The organism is Solibacillus sp. R5-41 (assembly GCF_002736105.1).
GTDB lineage: Bacteria > Bacillota > Bacilli > Bacillales_A > Planococcaceae > Solibacillus.
This window is the reverse complement of the sequence record NZ_CP024123.1, coordinates 564,619-585,223: the sequence shown is the minus strand read 5'-3', so window position 1 is coordinate 585,223 and position 20,605 is coordinate 564,619. Positions and strand designations below refer to the sequence as shown.

General features: G+C 37.2%; 11 protein-coding genes. 5 read left to right on the top strand and 6 right to left on the bottom strand.

Annotated elements, in window-relative coordinates; genetic code table 11:
* The first annotated feature begins 11 nt into the window (after nucleotides 1-11).
* The 3 genes from CSE16_RS02720 to CSE16_RS02710 all read left to right on the top strand — a co-directional run bounded on the left by CSE16_RS02720 (nucleotide 12) and on the right by CSE16_RS02710 (nucleotide 3,093).
* A complete protein-coding gene (locus tag CSE16_RS02720) occupies nucleotides 12-1,622 on the top strand; it encodes a multicopper oxidase family protein (RefSeq protein ID WP_099422453.1) in 1,611 nt (536 codons plus the stop codon).
* A gap of 302 nt (nucleotides 1,623-1,924) precedes the next feature.
* Complete coding sequence (locus CSE16_RS02715) at nucleotides 1,925-2,353, top strand: HEAT repeat domain-containing protein (RefSeq protein WP_099422452.1); 429 nt, start codon at nucleotides 1,925-1,927, stop codon at nucleotides 2,351-2,353.
* A 215-nt stretch (nucleotides 2,354-2,568) separates the two neighbouring features.
* Nucleotides 2,569-3,093 carry a PepSY domain-containing protein gene (locus CSE16_RS02710; RefSeq protein ID WP_099422451.1) on the top strand — a complete coding sequence of 175 codons (525 nt, stop codon included), beginning with the start codon at nucleotides 2,569-2,571 and terminating at the stop codon, nucleotides 3,091-3,093.
* 247 nt (nucleotides 3,094-3,340) lie between these two features.
* Here the strand turns inward: CSE16_RS02710 and trpB are convergent, their stop codons facing one another.
* The gene (gene trpB, locus CSE16_RS02705; RefSeq protein WP_099422450.1) at nucleotides 3,341-4,528 is read right to left on the bottom strand and encodes a tryptophan synthase subunit beta; all 1,188 of its coding nucleotides are present in this window, start codon (nucleotides 4,526-4,528) and stop codon (nucleotides 3,341-3,343) included.
* 557 nt (nucleotides 4,529-5,085) lie between these two features.
* A complete protein-coding gene (locus CSE16_RS02700; RefSeq protein ID WP_099422449.1) occupies nucleotides 5,086-6,294 on the bottom strand; it encodes a DUF418 domain-containing protein in 1,209 nt (402 codons plus the stop codon).
* Between the two features lie 108 nt (nucleotides 6,295-6,402).
* Between CSE16_RS02700 and CSE16_RS02695 the strand changes: the two genes are divergently transcribed.
* Nucleotides 6,403-7,101 (top strand): response regulator transcription factor, encoded by a 699-nt coding sequence (locus tag CSE16_RS02695; RefSeq protein ID WP_099422448.1) that lies wholly within the window; start codon nucleotides 6,403-6,405, stop codon nucleotides 7,099-7,101.
* Nucleotide 7,102: 1 nt separating this feature from the next.
* Nucleotides 7,103-8,770 (top strand): sensor histidine kinase, encoded by a 1,668-nt coding sequence (locus CSE16_RS02690; protein ID WP_099422447.1) that lies wholly within the window; start codon nucleotides 7,103-7,105, stop codon nucleotides 8,768-8,770.
* A gap of 240 nt (nucleotides 8,771-9,010) precedes the next feature.
* Here the strand turns inward: CSE16_RS02690 and CSE16_RS02685 are convergent, their stop codons facing one another.
* From CSE16_RS02685 to CSE16_RS02675, 4 genes are all read right to left on the bottom strand, one after another.
* The gene (locus CSE16_RS02685) at nucleotides 9,011-14,344 is read right to left on the bottom strand and encodes a S8 family serine peptidase (RefSeq protein ID WP_099422446.1); all 5,334 of its coding nucleotides are present in this window, start codon (nucleotides 14,342-14,344) and stop codon (nucleotides 9,011-9,013) included.
* Between the two features lie 201 nt (nucleotides 14,345-14,545).
* Complete coding sequence (locus CSE16_RS02680) at nucleotides 14,546-14,749, bottom strand: hypothetical protein (RefSeq protein ID WP_099422445.1); 204 nt, start codon at nucleotides 14,747-14,749, stop codon at nucleotides 14,546-14,548.
* 114 nt (nucleotides 14,750-14,863) lie between these two features.
* A complete protein-coding gene (locus CSE16_RS22145; RefSeq protein ID WP_157764878.1) occupies nucleotides 14,864-15,103 on the bottom strand; it encodes a lamin tail domain-containing protein in 240 nt (79 codons plus the stop codon).
* A gap of 708 nt (nucleotides 15,104-15,811) precedes the next feature.
* Complete coding sequence (locus CSE16_RS02675; protein WP_172954347.1) at nucleotides 15,812-20,542, bottom strand: endonuclease; 4,731 nt, start codon at nucleotides 20,540-20,542, stop codon at nucleotides 15,812-15,814.
* Nucleotides 20,543-20,605: the final 63 nt, after the last annotated feature.

Below are 20,605 nucleotides of genomic sequence, written 5' to 3'. Positions count from 1 at the left end.
AAGTGAGCTTTTTGCAAAATAAAGTCAATCCATCTGACCCAAATACAATTCCTAAATTCGTCGATCAACTACAAAAACCGACTGCTGCCAAAACGAAGCTGAGCAAAGACTATCAAGATACGGATTATTATGAATTACAAATGAAAGAAGCCAAGCATCGTTTCCATAAAAATTTTCCTCCGTCAACCATTTGGGGATATGATGGGCTTTGTCCGGGACCGACGATTGAGGCGAGTAAGGATAAAACAACGTATGTAAAATATAATAACCGTTTGCCTACAAAGTATTTCCTCCCTGTAGACCGAACACTCCACAGCGTTTCGGATTCAGTAGAGGTACGGACTGTAGTACACTTGCATGGGGCAAATGTCAATTGGGAAAGTGATGGAAACCCAGAATCCTGGTATAGCAAAGATTACATTCATACAGGTCCTAAGTTTAGAAGAAAAATACATGAATATACAAATCACCAACCAGGTACGACGATGTGGTATCACGACCATACAATGGGTTTAACTCGGCTGAATGTGTATGCAGGACTAGCGGGCTTTTACCTACTCCGTGATGGGCTAGAGGATCGGTTAAAGCTACCTTCTGGAAAATATGAAATTCCCCTCATGATTCAGGACCGCTCCTTTAATGAAGATGGTTCTATTTTTTACCCAGATTCACCACCATTCCCTGTTCCCGTGCACCCTTCAATCACCCCAGGATTTACCGGCAATACAATTACCGTAAATGGAAAAGTATGGCCTTTTTTAAGTGTGGAGCCAAGAAAATATCGATTCCGTATTGTTAATGCATCGAATAGAAGAGGCTATGTGATTAGCCTTTCAAATGAGCAACCACTCATTCAAATCGGGACAGACGGCGGATTTTTGACAGAGCCGCGAGAAATCAATTCGGTGGAACTATTGCCCGCGGAAAGGTTCGATTTTATCATTGATTTTTCGAATTTGATGGGTCAGAAAATTACATTATTAAATTTGGATACGGAATTTCCAGGTGAGCATACAAAAATCGTCATGCAATTTAATGTGGATGCTCCTTTGATGGGAAAAGATACGAGCGAAATACCAGAGCGACTTGCTGAACCAATGGATTTGCACGAGCATCATGCCCATATCCAGCGAAATTTACCTTTAAGTATTACCAGGGACTTTTACGGTAGGCCAATGCTCATGTTGGATAATAAAATGTTCCATGATCCGACAACCGAAAAACCTGCGCTCGATAGTATTGAAGTATGGAATATTATTAACGGTACACCTTTCTCACATCCGATCCACATTCACTTAATCCAATTCCAAATTCTCGAACGCCGACAATTTAATGTGGAGCTTTATGAAAGTGAAGGAAAGCTCGAATTTACAGGACCCCCTGAAGAACCGCGCGACTATGAACAGGGTTGGAAAGATACCGCAAAAGTAGACCCTGGCATGGTAACAAAACTTATTATGCACTGGAAGGATCATGCAGGCTATTACATGTGGCATTGTCACTTCCTGGAGCACGAAGACCATGACATGATGCGACCAATACTCGTCATCAATGATACCCACTCCGTGCAGCAACCTCACGCCAATCAAGAGCCCACTACCGAAACGGGTTCTCATGACTGACCCATTTCAAATTTTATGGGACATAATAAAACCCTATTATTCAACGTTCAAGTAAGCTCCTTACATGGTTTTTCGTAATAAATGTATCTTGAGCTAATAGAAAAAAAGTTGAGCATCCTCTTTCTAGATGTTCTACTTTTTTGTACAGCTTGTGCATGCTATTAAGTAAACAGCCATTTTACAAATCATAATGAGAAGCATTAATTACTATTCATCGCTTTTTCCATCGAGACAACGTATAATAAAAAAAAGCAGAAGAAGAATTCAATTTTTCCTCTAGTTTAAAAAAGAGGTGCAATTATTTGAAAACGTTTGAAAAAGAATTACCAGAACAATATGATGCATTAAAGAAACAAGCCAATTATACATCTAGCTGGCGCGAGCGTTTAGCCGCAGTTGAAACATTATCAGCTTATCAACATGAAAAAGTGATCGATTTATTAAATAACCGTATGAAAAATGATACGGTTTACAAGGTGCAAACAGCAGCTTATAAAGCTCTTGTAGCGTTTGGTGAAAACGTAGAAAAACCTGCACCTGCACGTTTTGATATTATCAAAGGTACAGATAAAATTTTCCTACGTGTAAAAAAGAGCTTACCAAAGGACCACACAGTGGCAGACTTTGCTGAGAAGCTAAAACGTATGCGCTTAGATGTATTTGATGCATATGAAGGCGACAAAGGTGAACAATTTATGACTTGGTTAGAGGAACGTTGGGCTAAGCTGTAATCTGTTGTTTTATCATTTTTAAGGGAAACCATTCTCTCTGTATGTGGAGAGGATGGTTTTTTTCGTATTTACTTGGTATTATTTTTCGGTTGAAGATTGTTTGTGTATCCGGTGCATGGTGTTTCATATTTCTCATTAAATTTTAATAATCTTCACATTAATCTTTTATATTCGTCGTTTATGATAATAGTAACAACTGAAGGAGGAGATATAAAATGAAGAAAATGATAATGATACCGGCATTAGCTGGAGTGCTTGCATTAAGTGGTGTTGCGATGACTGGAAATACTGTGGAGGCAGCGGCGAAAGGTTTATTAACAATGGAAAAAGCGAGAGCGATTGCTGTAAAATCAGTCGGTGGTAACGTGACGGAAATTGAATTAAAACGTAAAAAATCTGGCAGTATCTATGAAGTTGAAGTTCAATCGATAGGTTTCGAATATGATCTTGATATCGATGCGAAAACGGGGGAAATCTTGCGTACAGACAAAGATGATCTAGATGATATGGATGACGACGATGTCTTTGTATTTAATAAAAAGTTCATAACACCAGAAGCTGCTGAGAAAATTGCGTTGAAAAAAGCAAAAGGTACGATAGTAAAAGTAGCATTGGAGAATGACGATAATCGCGTCATCTATGAAATTGAAATTGACGATAACGCATATGAATATGAATTCGACATCGATGCGATTTCAGGTGAAATCCTGGAATTTGAAAAAGATAAAAAAGATGATTAATAAAAAGGGGGCTGATCCTTAACAGCTCTTTTTCCCTATATCTTACACATAGAGCTTCCTTCATCTAACTTCATTACAATGTGTTTTCATAAATTACAGGAAATCGTCAGAGTTGTTTGTGCACCCGGTGCATACTGTTTGTAACACAAGAAAAGCCCCATGCAAGATTCCTCTCACATAAGACTTCCCCACCTATTCTCACTCAGTGCATTCTATTGTCTATGCATCAGGTGAATGAAGTTTCACATTATCTCTCTTCATTTTGTTTTGAAAGCATTTCAAAAACTTGTTCCACATCTTTGTCCCCACGTCCCGATAAGTTGACGATTAGTATGTCCTCCTTCGATAATGTAGGAGCTAACTTTAACGTATACGCAATGGCGTGTGCGCTCTCAAGTGCCGGAATGATCCCTTCGCTATGAGAAAGTACTTGAAAAGCAGCGAGCGTCTCGGCTCCTGTAACCGTTACATATTCTGCACGACCTGTTACTTTTAAATGTGAATGTTCAGGACCAACACCAGGATAATCTAACCCTGCTGCAATGGAATACGTTGGTTTAGGATTTCCTTCTTCATCTAAAAGCGTCAAACATTTAAATCCATGAATCACCGCCGGAACACCCTGCGTTAAAGAAGGGGCTTCCGCTGGCTCTACACCGATTAAACGTACCTTTTCTTCTTCAATGTAATGAGCGAACGCACCAATGGCATTACTACCACCGCCCGTACAGGCAATAACCGCTGTAGGCAACTTGCCCTCCTTTTCGAGAATTTGACGCTTTGATTCCTCACTGATGATAGACTGGAAGTGTTTTACCATTGTTGGGAATGGGTGTGGTCCAACTACTGAACCCATTAAATAAAACGTATTTTCATAGTTTTCTACTAAGTCATTTAAGGCCTCATCTACTGCATCTTTTAAGCGACCTTGCCCTTTATCAACCGCTACAACCTTTGCCCCTAACAACTCCATACGAAATACGTTTAAGGCTTGTCTCTCTGTATCTAATTTCCCCATATAAACCGTACAAGGGATGCCGAATAATGCACATGCAGTCGCCGTCGCAACACCATGTTGTCCCGCCCCTGTCTCTGCAATAATACGTGTTGCTCCCATGCGTTTTGCGAGTAATATTTGTCCGATTACGTTATTGATTTTATGCGCACCTGTATGGTTCAGATCCTCACGCTTCAAATAAATTTTCGCTCCACCTAACTTTTCCGTTAAATTGCTCGCAAATGTCAGTGGATTTTCACGGCCTACAAACTCTTTTAAATAATATTTGTATTCCGCTATAAATTCTTCGTCGTCTTTATAACGGTTAAATTGCTCTGCTAAAACATTTAATACATTTTGTAATGCAGGCGGTACGAAACTACCACCAAACTCTCCAAAAAATCCTTCTTGTAGTTCTACTTTTTGTTCTAAACTCATGCTAATCAAGTCTCCTTTTCTACTGAAAGATATAATATATTTATATTCCTACAAATGTTACTATATTCTGTAAAGACAAAATTAGTTGAAATATAACATTTAATTTAAAATTCGACACTTATTATGATTAGCCTGTTCTAGGTAACTTTCACTTATTCAGTTTGTGTACCCGGTGTATAGTGTTTACAGCTCTAGTCATGAGCGAAAGTTGGAGCGCATAAAGAAAAGCCCTACGCAAGATTTCTCTCACATAAGACTTCCTTATCTATCTGTACACAATGTAATTTCATAAATTATAGTGAATTACTAGAACTGTGTGTGTGCCTGGTGCAGGATGATTAATATAGTATAAATTATTGCTTTTTTTCTATACAGTTAATTAAATACAATGACGTTTAAAAATCCAACAATAAAAATAATCAAAGGTAGGAACCACCAAGCATCTGTGAAATCCCTATTCTCTACTTTATTTTTTTCCAAGTTTAAGTCCTCTCCTTTTTAATCCTTCCTATTTTATTCTAATTGTTTGTTCACCCGGTACACGATATTTTCGATATTTAGATAGTTTCGTTTTCTAAATTTTCTCTTTTCATTTTTTTAAAGAATGCTTTCTTTTTCTTCACAGATCCATTCAAAGAAAGGTTCGTTCCCATTCGTAAAATATGCTCGAGTGGACCACGACGGAACCTTTTTAAATATAGCTTGCTACATACACATTGTAGAGCAAAAATTACTAGCCCTAGAATAATACTGTTCAGCATTCCAAGCTCTCCAAATAGCCCTAACCCATACCCGTAAAAAATTGTCGTACAAATAACCGTTTGCATTATATAGTTTGTAAGAGAAAGCTTGCCGACACTTTCAAATCCACGAAATACAATCGAATTTGAAAATGATACAAACAGAATCGAAAATGCTGCGATGTATCCTAGCGAGAGCAACTGTGCACCTACATTTAATAAGATTGCTGACCACGCATTTTCTTCATATATGACACTCACACTTTTTAACGCCAGCCCTACTGGCAAAAGGATCGATCCAACTTTATACCATTTTTGTTCTGCGTGTGGCCTCGTAAATATATTCCCTTTCGCTGCAGCCATTCCGAATAAAAATAACGGTGCTGTCACAAAAGGAACAAAAATCATCGCAATTAATAGGAAAATTTCATCCTCAACTGGTATTGGACTTTCATTTTCCCTATGATCCTTAATCTCTAAATACGTACCATTTTTATATACATCATTTGTCTGTACGATATAAGAAGATGCTTTTTCAGCTTCTTCTTTCGTTTCTTCATATACTCCATAACCCAATGCGCTCGTTAGTATAAATAAAATACTTCCCCAAATGATAAGCGTTTTCTTTTTTCTATTTATAAAAAATATGAGGAAGAATCCCATCAAGCCGTAGAAGGTTAAAATATCCCCTTCCCACAAGTACATACTATGTAATATTCCAATAAGCATCAGCATTAGAAACCTTCTTACTAAATGCCACTTCACTCTTACGTCCTTACGTTTTAAAGACTCTACTAGCTTAATAATAGAATAGCCAAATAGAAACGTGAAAATTGGCATGAAACTACCTTCGACCGCTATTTTAATAAATTTATACGTACCGACATCTATATTAGACAATGAGAAAAAAGAAATTTTGTCCTTCCCCCACATCCCATACTGAAAAATAAGTAAGTTTGCCAGTAAAATACCGAATAAGCTAAGACCTCTTAAGCTATCTATCAGTCTTACTCTCTGCAAGTCCATTTGTATTCCTCCTAGAATTTTCTATCACTCATTTGTTAGTATAAGGTAGAAAGCTTATCACAAAATGAAATGTACCTTAAATAAATCTTAAATGATGGGGTTGGAAAAATGGTCAATGTGACAATTCTAGTTGTAGATGACGAACAAGCAATAGGAGACATGGTGGACATCGTATTAAGAAAAGAAGGATTTAAAAATATCGATGTTTGTGCAAGTTTTAAAGAAGCCACTGCACATATTACACAAAATACGTATGATTTATATATTTTAGATATTATGTTACCAGACGGAACAGGTCTCGATTTAGCAGCTCAGATAAGAAAACAATCAGAGGCACCGATTTTCTTCCTAACAGCCAAAGCAAATGATGCCGATAAAATTCGTGGTTTTATGTACGGAGCAGATGACTATATTACAAAGCCCTTTAATCCTATGGAACTTGCGGCTCGCGTGAAAGTACAAATGAAACGGTATGTACCATCGATTATTAAACCTAAACAAGTATATAATTACGGACGTTTTCAATTAGACACTCAAGCAGCAGAGCTTACCGTAGCCGGAAAAACCACGATATTAGTAGGAAAACTATTTCACTTACTTCAATTCTTTTGTGAGCACCCCGGACAGGTACTATCAAAAGAACAAATTTATGCGCACGTATGGGGTGAAGAATATCTCGTCGACGACAACACAGTAATGGTTCATATTCGTAAGCTGCGGGAAAAGATTGAAGTGCTCCCAGGTAATCCGCAATTTCTTCTGACGATTCGTGGGATTGGGTATAAGCTTATTAGCGAGGAACGATAATATGAGCTTATCCGGAAAAATGACCGTTCGATTTTTAGTTTACTTCGTTTTATTTTATGTTTTTTTACTGCTCGCCACTTTCGGAATGTCTGCATACCTTTTTTACGATATTACAAGTAGTAGTAATTACTCCAATATCCGTGAGTTGGATGCTTTTGAGCTTGAGTCAGATTTTAAAAAAGATGCAGACGGTACATATCATTTATCAAAAAAACTTATAAATTCTGCAAATGTTAATAGCGGGGTTGTTCAATTAATAGATACAAACGGTACTGTACTAGCTAGTTCAGAAAAAGACTTTCAATGTTGTTCTAACTATTCCATTTCACAATTTGTTGAAATGACGAAATCCAACAAATCTTTCGTTTGGGATCAAGGGAATGGCTTGTATTTAGTATTCATCGAAAACCATCTTGCCGAGCAGTTATTATCAACAATCATTCAGCAGTACCCTGCAGCGCTATCAAAAGAAATCCAAAAAGAACTAGCTCATGCAAACGCTAGTCTTGAAATTTACAATGCAGCTGGAAAACGAGAGCGAGTTATTTTTGGTGACTCAAAAAAAGAACTGAGTGGTATTGAAATCCTTGCTCGTTCTCATGACTATATGGAAAGGAAAGAAATCGTTGCGTCGGAATTATTAAAAGATGGTAGAACTGCTGTTGTAAGACTAAAAAACTCACACTATTATCCTTTTGAACCCGCACTTGAACATGGCATAAAAATATTTTTTAATGTTATTTTAGTCTTCCATATCCTACTTTTACTATTTACACTTTTCTTCTCATTTTGGATTGGAAACCGATTTGGGCGACCTGTTTTATACTTTTTGAGACGAATCGAAAAGTTGGCGAAGCAAGACTATGCTCCCTTAGATGATCGGAAATTACTCACTAAAAAAACTGGGAGATTTAAACGTAAATACCGTGTATATGAAGATATAGATCAGTCACTATCTCGATTAACACATAATTTACAAGAAAACGAACGAAAAATATTGCAAACCGAAAAACTTCGTGAGGACTGGATTACCGGCCTTTCACATGATTTAAAAACGCCACTTAGCTCGATTTATGGCTATTCAACAATGCTATCTTCAGACGATTATGAATGGTCGGATACAGAAGTGAAGCATTTCGCCAAAACCATGCAGGAAAAGGCAACATACATGGATGCATTAATAGAAGATTTGACGTACACGTACCAACTAAAAAATAATGCAATTGCTCTTCATAAAATAGATTTAAACCTGTTTGACTTTATCGTATGCTATGTAAAAAGCTCTGTTTGGTCTGAATTAAAACAACCTACTGGTCATCGAGAGGTACATGTTTTCTTTGATCCGAAACTATTGGCCCGAGTACTGGATAATATAGTTGGAAACGCGATAAAGCATACACCTAAAGGAACAAAAGTGTTTATTGAAATTGAGAAAAAGAAAGGCCATGTGTACTTACAAGTGAGGGATGAAGGAAACGGAATTCCAACAGAAGAGCTAGAGAACTTGTTTGACCGATATTACCGAGGTACAAATACAACCTCTGAGGTTTCTGGAACAGGTTTAGGACTCGCTATCTCTAAACAGCTCGTCGAAGCACATGCTGGACAAATTCACGTGGATTCTGGTGACAATGGAATGATCGTCACAATCGTTCTTCCAGTTGTATAAATGTATGTTGTGTACCTTGGTCACAAACAATTTTAACATCAAAAAAAAGGAATCACCTACTTCAGCTACTAACTGAACAAATAAGTGATTCCTAAAGGATTTTGAATACTGTGCAACAATCAAATGCTACACAATCAGTTCCTGCCCCAACTTACTCGGTATGAGGAGACTGTTCACAATAGCAAATATACTGTGTACATTTCTGCTCTTCCTCTTTGTTTGCGTACCTGGAGCACGAAATTAAAACGCTATCGGAGTAAAACCAGTTAAGATAGGTTCTTCAATTATAACAATGTCATCAATTATGAAATTTTCATCGATTGTAAGAATATCGTCATACATTAGAGTACCATCAGATGTCATAAAGTTCCCAACAGTCACATCAATGATTAACTCTTTCTTACCGTATGTCACTGTAATTTTTGTCGTACCTTCAATTTTTTTCGGCCTTACTAAACCATTCATTACAGATACTACTTTGTTGTTTTCCACTTTATATTTTGCAGCAGGTGTGACATCTCTTTCTGTTACTGTCCCATCTGGAGCTGTTGTTACTTCTGTAATGAATAGTTGGAATTGATGATTAAGGTTCAGATTAAGTTGTGTTTGGTTTGCAACGATTGTTACTTCTGGTTCTGTGACAATCACATTTACTGGTATTTCTACTTTATTGTATACAACTGTGATTGTTGTACTCCCCGCTGCTTTTGCTCTTACTTTACCTTCCGTTACACCAACCACTTTAGTATCCTCTACTTTATACTTAGCAGCAGATGTTACATCTCTTTCTGTTATTTGTCCATCAACTGAAGTTGTTACTTCTTTCACAGTAAGTTGTGCTTCCTGTCCAGATAACAATTGCAGTTGTGTTTGGTCTACATTAATTGTCACTGTAGGTTCTGCCACAATTACATTGACAATTAGTTCATTTTTACCGTACTTGACAGTGATCGTTGTTTCTCCTGCCGCTTTTGCTGTTATTAACCCTTCACTTACAGTAGCGACTTTTTTATCTGCTACTTGATACTTAGCATTTTGAGTTACATTTTTCTCTGTTGTTTTTCCATCTGCAGCTGTTGTGATTTCTTTAATCGTCAGTTGTGCTTCTTTCCCAGCTTCCAATTCCACATGTGTTTTATCTGTAGTCAATGTCACTACCGGAACTGTCACATTTACATTTACTGTTAGTTCGTTTCCACCATATTTCACTGTGACTGTTGTATTCCCTTCATTTTTAGCTCTTACTAGACCAGTTGATGATACAGAAGCCACTTTATTATCTGCCACTTTATAAGTTGCCAAATTTGTAACATCCGTTTGTTTTGTTTTACCGTCTGCCCCAGTTACGACTTCTTTAATGATCAGTTGTGCTTCTTTCTCTGGTTCTAAATCGAGTTGTGTTTTGTTTGCTGTCAATGTCACAGTTGGCTTAGTAACCGTTACATTTACCGTTAATTGGTTTTTACCATACTTCACAGTAATTGTTGTATTTCCAGCTTCTTTTGCTGTTACTATTCCAGCCTTTACAGAAGCTATATTCCCATCTGCTACTTCATACGTTGCAGATTTTGTTACATTTGTTTCTTTTGTAGTTCCATTTGGTGCTGTTGTTACTTCTTTAATCGTTAATTGTGACTCTTTTCCAGATTCTAACGTAATATCTGCTTTGTTTGTCGTTAACGTTACACCACGTTCAGTAACAGTCACGTATACCGTTAACTCATTTTTACCATACTTCACAGTAACCTCTGTGCTACCTGGATTTTTAGAAACAATTAAACCATTTGTTACAGTAACAACTTTGTTATCTGCTACTTTATACGTAGCAGCTTTTGTTACATCTTTTTGTTTTGTTGTGCCATCTGCTGCTGTTGTTACTTCTTTAATCGCTAATTGTGCTTCCTTGCCAAGCTCTAAATCAATTTCTGTTTTGTTAGCAGTTAGTGTTACAGATGATTCTATAACCGTTACATTTACTAACAATTCGTTTTTACCGTATTTAACAGTAATCGTTGTTGTCCCAGCATTTTTAGCTTTGATTAAGCCGTTCTTCACAGAAGCAACATTGTTATCTGCTACTTTATACGTAGCTGCTTTTGTTACGTCTTTCTGTTTTGTTGTTCCATCTGCTGCTGTTGTTACTTCTTTAATCGTTAATTGCGCTTCTTTCCCTTTTTGCAAATCAAATTCAGTTTTGTTTGCAGTCAGTGTCACGCCTGGTACAACAACTGGAGGATCTACTACAGTTACATTTACTTTTACTTCATTTTTACCATGAGTAATCGTAATTGTCGTAGAACCTTGGCCTACTGCAGTTACCACTCCGTTTGAAACCGTTGCAACCGTTTCGTCAGCAACAACATACGTTGCTTCAGTAGTTACATCTTTGTTCGTAGGATCTCCTTTTTCCGGAGTTGTCTTTTCTGTAACAGTTACTTGACCCTTTTCACCTGTCTTTAATTTCAGCTCTGTTGGGTTAACTGTCAGCGTTACGACCGCTTCAGGCTCTTCTTTTTCATAAATCAATGCTTCTCCAACGTTTCCTGCTTCATCTTTCACGATAACTTTCACAGCTTCTGTTTCATCTGTTACAGGGAATGTGAATGTGCCATCTTTTGCTAGTTTGAAAGGAACAGCTTCAGCTTCTTTTCCGTTAATCGTTGGAATATAAGACGCGTGTAGCTTTTCATTTAAATCAAATTCCATTCCATACAAATATAATTCTTCATTGTAGTCTAGATATTTATCAACTAATTTACCAGTTGCTACTTTATTAGTAACTGAGCCTGTAATTTCTGGTTTCGTTGTTTTAACGATAATAGGTCCAACAAAATCACTTATGACTTCTGAACCTGCTTGTCCTGAAAAGTCAATTGTATACAGTCCATCTGGAATCTTTGTTGCAGGTGCACTTCCCCATGGTTTGTACTGACCAGCAACTTTTAGCGTATACGAACCTTTTCCAAGAGAACTACCAGCATGTATATAACCAATGTAGCCATCCCTATATTCTCCACCTTCAGGATTCATAATATCCCAAAGTTCGATATAGTTAGTTGTTACATCGCCTGTCAGTGTGAATGATAGTACAGCTGAATCTTTGACGCCGTCATTATTAAAGGATAGGTCTGTTTCAGTGATCGCCATATTCGTAATTTCTGCTGATGCTGCTTCACTAAAGTCTGCCGCAAATGGCAATGAGATTGCAGAATCTCCACCGTTAATGTGGATATATCCTAAAATTTCTGAACCTTTTGGAGCTGTAGCTTTTGAAGCTGTTAATGTAACATTTAACAATTGTTCTCCAGCTAATGTGAATGTCGGTTTATCAACAGTCACTTGTGCATCGCCAAATGATTTGGTAACATCTACCGTCACATTATAATTCCCGCCGCTACCTTTCTTATCTTTTACAAGAATTTGTTTCGTAACAGAAATATTTTCAGATAGTTTCTGAGGACCGAAAGTTACAGTCCCTTTTAAGTTATCAACAATTGAGCCACTTCCGTCTAACACCGCTTTATCCAGTGCATAAGCTAGTACATCTGGGTGTGCAGCAGCATATGCGTCTACTCGACCAGCACCTTGAGCGAATACATCATATTTAGATTTATCAAGAACTTTCGCCGTATTCGAAAGTGCAACTTTTACATCAAACGCATTCCAATCCGGGTTTGCCTGTTTTACAAGTGCAACAATACCCGCGATATGAGGTGTTGCCATTGACGTACCTGTTTTACGGTCAAACGCCTCGTCGTAATTCACGTCAGGGAAATCTGCTTTGTACATTGGAATTGTCGACATAATATTTGTACCAGGTGCACTTACATCTGGTTTAATGTCAAAGTTCGGCGTAGATGGTCCACGTGAACTCGAATCGTTTACTTCATCACCAGCTGTTTGCGTGGAGCCAAAGTTACCAAACGTAATTGTTCCTGACCCCTCTTTTAAAGCTGCTCGAATTGCTTCTCCATCTGTTTGAGACATATCATATGTTGGTAAGAAAACAAATGAATCACCTAGTAACGTTCCAGATGGATTTGGCGCATTTGAACCGCCCGCAAAGTTATGGATAATCGTTGCTACTGCACCATTTTCTTTTGCATGTGCAATTTTATCAACAAATGCAATACTTCCACGAGAAATCAATGCAACCTTCCCTTTAACATCGATTCCAGTATAATCTTTTGCTTCCCCGTTTCCAGGAATAGCAACAATATCAAACTCACCTTGAAGTTGTGTTGCTAAATTTTTTCCAAAAGTTGTCCCCATCAATTGCAATTGTTTCGTCAGATTATAACTTCCAACTGCGATATTGACTTGTCCGTTATGAATTACTTCTGGGTTCGTTGTGTTACCAACTGCAATTCCTAATCGAGCTGTTGCTGGCGTACCCATTGTGCCACGATTAGGACCATCATTACCTGTTGCGAGGACAGAAATTGTGCCGGCCATCATAGCGTTATTAATAGCAAACGATCCACTATCTGTTTCTGTATTAGCCCCTCCACCTAGTGAAAGGTTAATGATATCCATCTTTTCAATTACAGCTGTGTCAATTGCTTTCACAATACCAGAAGAAGATCCACTTCCATATGCACCGAGAACACGATATGCATATAGATCCACTTTAGGTGCAATTCCTTTAATACCATATTCGTTCGCACCGATTGCAGCGATTGTCCCTGCCACATGCGTTCCATGTGACGTATAGAACGCACTCCCTCTCTCATTAAACTCCGGTACATTCGCTGGACGCTCCACCGGTGAAGTTTCTGATGCATCATCATCCGCACGGTTTTTTGTATAGGTAGATGAATTCGGAATGAAGTTTTTCCCGCCTTTATAGATTCCCGCAAACTCTGGATGATCTGCATCAATTCCTGTATCAAGTACAGCAACTTTAATGCCTTGTCCTTCAAATCCTTCGTTCCAAAGCTTTTCAATTCCTAGGAATGAATTACTTGTATTCATCATTGCATCCACTTGCGTTTCTTTCAGTGGATTCGATGACGTAGTTGGTTTAGTTTTTGATGGTTTTTCTAGCGCATGAACAATTGTGTCAGGCTCTACTAGCGTAATACCTTTAATTGTTAGAAGTTTGTCTAGGTCATCCGCTTTTACTTTTGCCGAAAATCCATTTAATACAGTATCGAATGTATATCCTTGCTCAATATTTATATTTTTTATACTTAACTCTTTTAGTACAAAGTTTTGCTGATTTTGGACTTTCGTTCGCACTTGAGTTTCCTGTGAGGAAGAGAACGCTTTCCCACTTAAGTTGTGTATGCCTTTTTCAAGGGCCACTGGTTTCTCAGACAAGTGAATGATTACTGCAACGTCTTGATTGCCAGATAAACCTTGTAACTCTTTGTGTAGTTTCGGTCCACCTTCTAGCACATTTAATTGATCGGCAATCGCTGCCTTTAATTGCATCGTACTTTCGTTTTGTGTCGTTGGTTTAAATGGTTTAATTTCGTTTGCTGATGCAGCTTGTATCGGACTAAACAACGAAAAGACCATAACTAGTATTAAGAACGAACTAAATAATTGATTAATAAATTTTCTCTTCATTAAATATCCTCCCAGGAACAGATTATTTTGTTAGAAAAAATTCTGCGTTTGTCCAACTTATTTGCTACTCGTATTCTATAAAAATCGCACCCTTCCTAAATATAAAGTATATATTATTATAAATTGTTGCTTTGCCAATGTATGTCCTACTCTACTTTTCTATGACTCAATTCGAATATGAAATAGACAATTATTTCCACTTTAATAACTAACAGCGGTCTTAGCATCCCCGTGAGAATCCCCTTCCGTTAATGCCACACGTGCCAACCCCGCTCGAATATTAGCGTTTGATTGTCCACCATCCTCGTTTTCATGGAACCGTAAATATTTCAACATATCTTTGGAATTAACAATCCACTCTTCATCTCTATTAAAAGCATCATTCGGAATTTGATCGCCTTCCATTACTGTAGCTTTTCGAACTATCGATACATCAGTTCCCTAGTAACTTCTTGCTCCTACTGATCCAAAAGAATAGATAGTGTTATCATAATTCCCCTCAAAATAGCACCGTCACTATTAAATATTTACGTTTTCAAGGTTGCACTTACTTCTTAATTTAGGTATTGCATCTCGATGATAGACTACATATGTTTCTCCATTGTTTAGGCTTACCGATAAAACTAGTTTTGCTGAGGCAGTTTCCACACCATTCGCATACAATTCCAGCGAATAGGCACTCAAGTCAATAGTCGTCCCCGTCCCGTTACACGGTTCAAGTGCTTTATTGAAATTGCTCCCCTCCAGATACTCGGAAATAACTAGCGTTTAAGCATTTGAAGTATTCATAGCAGTTACTGTTTGTGGAAATGCTGATATTATTAGACTCATAACTAAAATAATAGAATACACGCATTCAATTTCCCACAACTCATTAAGGCTATTCTCCCTTCAACTTTAAATTGATGAAGCAGCACTATTCATTTACAAATTCGGAAACCCAACCTAACGTAATAATGTACCATCGCTCCCTTTCTATTTAATCGCATCGAATATATAGAAATTCATATGCCCTATATTAATGGTAGCACCGTCATTAGATGAACTCCATGAGACCTTTTGTGACCTTTTGTTATATTTTGGAGATTCCCTAAAATATTATTTGACAGTAATTTTCTAACACGAGTATTATTCACGAAACTTAGACAAATTCCTACAAATAGATAAAGACACCTATGAATTTGTTTCACGAAGACTAGGGAGCAATAACTGGAGCCCCATTCACAATGTACTGAACCATAAAAAATTTCCTTTCAGTTTGAAATTGTATATGTGCACGGTATTATCCATTTACATTGCCTCTCTAACACACATTTTTTAATTAAAGCCATTTCCCCATGTATTAAGTTTATGGAATTCTAATGGTAACTCTTCAATTCAAAATAAGGCGCACCTTGTTCGATTCGAACAGGATGCGCCTTATTTATTTGGCAATTTCTCACTCTTTTTAATTGCCTTGAAACCTATTTACTTCCAAATTAGCTTTACCCATTCAGGATGATCAATAAATGGATTTCGATTGCCTTGAATTTCATAAATTCTTTCATTTCTTTGTTTTTCAATTTCATCTACTGGGTCTTGTTGATGCCATTGTAAAAGTACCGATAACTTCCCATGGTATGGGGCTTTTCCGTTATTGACTTTATCATTTAATTCGAGGTCAACTTTATCACCAGCTTCATAACGAGTTGCCATGTAAAACAGTATTCTTGCGACATCTCCTTTTACACGGTTTGGTGGTTCAAATGAATCTGAATCTTTTAAACACCCATCACAGCCAGCAACAGGACTGCCACCTTTGTCAAAATCCAAATTCCCTCTTGATCCATTTACTTGTACATCTGTTGGGCGTAAATGATGAATATCTGTACCAGGACCTTTACTTGTCCCAAAATCCCCATGTGATTTTGCCCATGTATGCTCACGATTCCAGTCCCCAGCGTTTCCACCGTCACTACTTTTTGATCTTGATTTTCCAGAATAAAATAAGACCACATTATTATTATTTTTAGGGTCTTCATCCGTATACTTCAATGCATCCCATACTTCATCATACGAAAGTACCTTTTGCTTCGAAATAATGTCATGGAGGGCCGTTTTCAAAGCTTGCCCCTCTTTATTCATTGCACTCATATAATAATCTTCAGCACCAACTGTAACGCTGAACCTACTCGTTATACTCTTGCTTCCATCCGACGCTGTAACCGCTACAATATGAGTACCTTCTTCTAATTGAAGGTTTAATATTTCACCATTTACAGTACCTTTAGTAGATGTAAATGATAGTTCGTCACCATCTGGGTCAGAGAAATGATTAGTTAAATCAATTTGAATTACTTCTCCAATAGCTACACTTTTATTTTCAAGTGGCTTTTTTATTATTGGTTCATTATTTTCAGAAGGTAAAGAAGGATCCACAATGGGATCCCCTTTAGAATTTGTAAATTTAATTTGTTCAGGAGTAGCGCCGTTAATATATTTTATCGATTTGAAATCAAGATTTTCTGCCCCTCTAATTTCCTTAACATTTGGACCATCAATCGTGATTGATTTCACTGTATTTGCTTTTAAATCTAGAATGGCACCTGCTTTATTAGGATTTAGCGTCACATCTGTCGTTTTAAATCCTTCTCCGTGCAACTCCATATAGCTACCATTAAATAAAACACCATTTGCAATAACAGATTGTGCATCTAAATGTACGGCAACACTCGGCTTCGTAATCTTTAACTTGTTTGTTTTAAAGTTCTTAAAGTTATAAACTTTTTCTGCCTGGATTGGTTCAACACTTGAGTCATTTTTCAAATCAATTTGTACTAATACTGGATCATGGTCACTTGCACGACCTGCCATATCAGTAAAATCTGCATTAATATGCAAAATATCTACTTCTGCATTATCTACTAAATTGTTTGACACTAAAATGTGGTCTAATACTTGTGAATTTCCTTGGAACAAGTATGTGTATCGATCCTTTTCGGCTACTTTATTAATCATATTCGTCATATATTGACCTTCATGGATTTTTAGAGCATCTGTAAATTGGAAATCATTAAAATCGCCTACTGATACAATATTTGCATTTGGATTTTTCTTTTTAATATCCTCTACAAAGTTATAAACGATTTGAGCAATCTCTTTTCGCTGCTTTTCACTTTCATACACAGGTGGTTGTGTAGATCCAAATAACGGTGTATCGCCAGATTTAGAATTCCAGTGATTTGCGATAATGATGACATCTTCATCTTGGAATGTAAACTGTGCAGCTAAAGGCTTACGGCTACTATTAAACGCTGCGTTTGTTGGATCAATACGACCTGGATTTAGCGTAAGACTACCATTTTCATAACCAACCGCTGTCGTTGCATTACCAGATTCAATTCCTTTTGGCAACGATACGCGTTCAGGATTGTATAAGAATCCTACACGAATGTTGGCATTAGGTGCTCCGCCATCTGTATTATTTTCCGGGTCTATATTCAAGTATTTATACTCAGGGCCACCCGCTGTCTTAATGGCATTAATTAAGCGCTGATAGCTTTGATCAGCCTTTGAATCACCCGTGCTTGAACCATTATTATCTTGCACTTCTGTTACACCAATAATATCAGGGCTTTTCATATCTTGTACAAAAGCTCTAGCTAATTTACGTGCTTTATCGTCAGTTGTTTCTTTCGTATTATTTGAGAAGTTTTCAAGATTATAAGAAGCAATCGTTAATTTCTTTTCATCTTTTGAAATCGTAGTTGTTTCAGGCTTTGTATTTCCTTTTTGGTGCTTTGCCTTCATATATTCATAATCAGCATAAATTTTATAGTTTTGGAAGCCGTAGTTTACAACACCTTGAATTGGACCTGTAAACTTATCACCTGTGGCAACTTCAAAATTTCTAGCAGCACTATTGTCGAACAACTTAAACTGAATTCGGTCTGGATTTGCTGACTCCTCAGTTAACTTAACGCCACCGTGAATTGTATCAGTTTGTCTATCCTCGAGTACTGTAATTAAATCACCATGTTCCTGTGGCGAAACAGCTTTTACTGACCCTACATCGACAAGCATCCCTTCTAAGCTCTCCCAGAAATCAATTGCATCTTCTTCTGGATCAAACTTTGCAAAGCCATCATTATCAATTACATTCTTCGGTAAGTTGCTCGCATCAATTGTTACTGCTGCTGGAAGTTCTACATCTTTTGTTACAACAGTAATAGCCCCACCTTGATCTGTTCTTGCATTAATTTGAGTCACAGATAAATCAGTGTCTCTTTTTGAATCTGTATAGCCATCAATTTGAAACTCATCTACTTTTCCAGAAACCTTCACTAAATTACCTTTATTAGCAAGTACTTGGTTCCCTGTAAATACTATAATAGCTTCAGATGTATTTGGATTATCATCATTTAAATCATCAGGTGTTTGCATGTGGAAATAATTGTTATTACCTATTTTATAATTGTATGTGACAATCCCTTGAATATCTTTTACCGCATTTCCTAAAAGAGGTGACTTATGCGCTTCTCCTTGAATATCATGGATTTGTAGGCTATCTGTAATTTTATAGTCAAATGTAGAAACTTTACTTAATGTACCATCTTGAGCCTTCACTATCGCTTTTATTATTGTATTTTCATTAATTGTAATAGGACCTTCATACTTTGTACTTTCTACAGTCGGGAGTGAGCCATCTTTTGTATAAAAAATTTCCGCACCTGCTGTTGTAGCAGAAAGGCTAACAGTTTGTGCTCCTACGTAGGTTCCTGGTGCAGGAGAAGCGATTGCTGGCTGTAGCGTTGTACTATCTAATACAATATCCGCCGCTCCACGTGGAATAATTTGATAATCATTTTTAAATTGCTGAACAATTCCTGTTATAGATTCATAATTTGTATTTACAGCTAAATCAAGATCAGCTTTTTCATCACGAATTAAAAACGTTTTTCCAGAAGCATCCGTCGCTTTATAATTTTTCAACCCAGTTCCTTCTGAATCAAGTGTGAGAGTAATTCCTTCAACAGTAACCAACTGGGATTCATTGGTTTCAGAGACCCCATCACCTGTTATAGTTTTCGGTTGAGGTACGCCGACGTTTGAACCTTTTTCAACAATTGATGCACTATCTAATTGTAGAAGTCCATTAAAGTCTGCCAATTTTCCTGTTAAAGTTACCTCTTCTCCTAATTGCACGTCTAAAGTAGTCGGACGAACAGCAATTCCACCTGTTTCATCCTGCACAGAAATAGTGTTTTTCAACTTTGCTGCTACGACACCTTTAAGTGTAACTGTTTCACCAATTGCTTTTTCTCTAGCATCAGCAATTGAACCCGTATTCTCTTCCCCAATTACTGTATAGGTGAAAGTATTTACTTCACTACTTTCAAGACCCTCAGCTACTGCAATTGCTTTAATTGTTGTTGATTGCTCAATAATAATTGGAGTAGTGTAAACAGGACTGGCTGTTGTTGGCTCACTGCCATCCATTGTGTAATGGATTTTCGCGCCTTCAGTTATAGTTGATAACGTTATCGAAGTACCTGCCTCAACTGTTCCAGAAAGTATTGAAGTTGTTACAGCTTCTGCCTTATCTACTGGTGGTTCTGGATCAATATTTACGTCATCCATTTTATGCTGACCTAAATTATCAAAGATATCTTTCCCTAAATTAGTCCAATGCTCAGCCGGATTAAAAGGATCATCAATAACGATGTCACCAACAGTTCTATTACTATTTCTTACTAATGAAACATCTGCTAAATTGTTTACTCTTTTCCCTACTTGTCCTATTGAATCAATTACAGTAGTTCCTTTCTTCAATACAATTGCATCATCACCATTGAAATTAATTACTGTATTATCTTCTAACTGTCCTACATTTTTAATAGCATCAGCAGCACCACCATGATAAACGATATAGGTAGCACCATTCTCTAACGCGCCTGTTAGACTTACTGCTTTTGATATAGCTTCACCATTTGAATAAAGTTCAAGTGTATATTGACTTAAATCAATTGTTTCACCTGTACCATTGTAAAGTTCAATGGCTTTATTTAAGCTAGATCCCTCAACATACTCCGAAATAATTAAATCTGTTGCTGGTCCCACTACTTCTGCATTTGCAGGCATTGCGGGTACAGCTATACTTGCTACTAAACTTGTTGCTAATAAAGCATTTAATGATTTTTTCCATTTATTATTAGACATTCTCATTTTGCCCCTTTTTAAGTATTTGCTAAAATAAAGACCTTCTCCTTTTACGAAGAAGGT